Source organism: Caballeronia sp. M23-90 (assembly GCF_053574605.1).
Genome location: NZ_JBSIPA010000735.1, coordinates 1 through 1,934 on the forward strand (window position 1 = coordinate 1; position 1,934 = coordinate 1,934).

Sequence of the window (1,934 nt, forward strand, 5' to 3'; positions counted from 1 at the left end):
TGCTGGCGGCGCGCCGGACGCGCATTCGGGTCATGCGGCTCACGGGGAGCTGCGGCCTTGGTTTTTTCGAGCTGCGAAAAACGTTCGATAGCCGGCAGCATGAACGCTGCCGTCTTGCCCGAACCGGTCGGGCTGGAAACCAGCAAGTCACGGCCGGCGAGCGCTGCGGGAATTGCGCGCTGCTGAACCGGGGTCGGTACTTGATAGCCGGAAGCGGTCAGCGCAACGACGATCTCGGGCGACAGGCCGAGCGACTCGAAGCTCGGGCCAGTCTGCACAGCGATCGCGGCGGCGACAGGCGCTACTGATGAAATGGGGGTGGGAGCAGCCGGCGAAGCAGATGCTGCGGGCATGGCGGATGTATCGGCGCCTAGTGCCTGTGCAGCGATGGAGTCCAGCGGGCTGTTGGTGTTGCTCGAAGTCATGTCGATCCTTGAAACGGGGAATAAGGCGTGTGGCGCCAATCGGCATACCCAAGTCGTCAGATTCAGCGAGCAAAGAAGCAGCGAGCAAATCGAAAAACGGGGGCAGCTCGCAACAATAAAGGCGAGCTTTTCGTTAGAAGCTGTATCGGATTCGACAGGCCGAGGCGGCGTTGTCGTCAGCCTGATGCATGATCGGCCGAAGAAGGCCTAGCAGGGAGGGGACAGTTTCTAAACTGGATTGGAGCAAAACGCTACGAGGCGCCGCGCTGCGTGCGATGAACTGACCTGAAACATCAATTCATCCGGTCACAGTGAAGCGCAGGCAACAGTATATCGGGAATTGTTGCGCTGCGCCAGATTTTAAGACAGTTTGATTCAATTGGCGTTTCGCCCGCTGCAAGGTTGCGGTCGTTCTTACCAGTGCTTACGCAGATTCGCCTTTTTTCAACGATTCCACCAGCTCCACGTATTGCTGCTTGGCCGTGTCCTGCGATGTGCCAGTTAGCGCTGACCAGGCATCGTACTTGTACTTCCCGACAATATCGGCGAAACCGGGCTTGTCGCCGTCCGCATCGCCCACGCTGCCTTGCTTGAACAGCGCGTAGAGGCGCAGCAAGGTGAGATTGCCCGGACGTTCAGGCAAATCCTTGACATCGGCCTGGGCTTTTGCGAACTGCGCATCGATATCGCTCATTCTTGGTCTCCGTAATTGCTGGTTCAGGGCGATCGATCATAGCAAGCGTACTCAAAGCAGATTTCGAAGGTTTATTCCAAAATCGTCGCAGAGGGAATTACCAGAAACCGGCGTGAGCAGGCACTCACGCACCCTTCGGCGCCGACGCCACGCATTACAATAGCGGCTATGACACGTACCGTTTTGCTCGCCCTCGATACATCGACCGAATTCTGCTCGGTCGCGCTGCTGGTCGCCGGTCCGGCGGCCGACTCGGCATATCGAAACCCTCCGCACCATGTTTCCGGCGAAATCCGCGTCTGGTTCAGCCATGAAATGACCGGGCCGGTCTCCAGCACGCGTTTGCTGCCCGCTATCCGCGAACTGTTCGATGAAGCAGGTCTTAAGCTCGCCGATTGCAGCGCGATCGCCTTTGGCGCCGGGCCGGGATCGTTCACGGGCTTGCGTACGGCAACAGGCGTGGCGCAGGGGCTCGCGTTCGGTTTGAGTGTGCCGGTTGTCCCAATCGGAACCTTGCTTGCGTGCGCCGAGTTCGCGCGGCTGCATGATCCAGCGGTCACGCGTGTGCTCGCAGCACTCGACGCCCGCATGAACGAGGCGTACTGGGCAGATTTCCGCTGGGACGACGCCACGAACGAATGGGTCACGATCCAGGCGGCATCGCTGGATGTTCCTGGCGCGATAGCGGCGCCCGATGTTCCGTTCGTGCTCGCGGGCAATGCAGCCGCCGCATTCGGCGATGTTTTATCGCTTCAGCACTCGGCCGCATGCCGAGTCGACTTCGATGCGCTTCCCCATGCCTTGCCTGTCGCGCT

3 protein-coding genes are annotated in these 1,934 nt (G+C 60.0%); 1 reads left to right on the top strand and 2 read right to left on the bottom strand.

Annotation, left to right across the window (positions count from 1 at the left end; genetic code table 11):
- On the bottom strand, window positions 1-425 hold a 425-nt coding region (locus tag ACRXB1_RS35280; protein WP_449494686.1), incomplete at its 3' end, for a DEAD/DEAH box helicase.
- A gap of 424 nt (window positions 426-849) precedes the next feature.
- Complete coding sequence (locus ACRXB1_RS35285; RefSeq protein ID WP_449494687.1) at window positions 850-1,119, bottom strand: acyl-CoA-binding protein; 270 nt, start codon at window positions 1,117-1,119, stop codon at window positions 850-852.
- Window positions 1,120-1,287: 168 nt separating this feature from the next.
- On the opposite strand from ACRXB1_RS35285, the gene tsaB reads away from it, so the two are divergent.
- A partial coding sequence (gene tsaB, locus ACRXB1_RS35290) for a tRNA (adenosine(37)-N6)-threonylcarbamoyltransferase complex dimerization subunit type 1 TsaB (protein ID WP_449494688.1) occupies window positions 1,288-1,934 on the top strand: 647 nt, incomplete at its 3' end.

What these genes read in the sequence shown, in the direction of transcription:
- ACRXB1_RS35285 (WP_449494687.1), bottom strand. Translation starts at nt 1,119, where the DNA reads ATGAGCGATATCGATGCGCAGTTCGCAAAAGCCCAGGCCGATGTCAAG.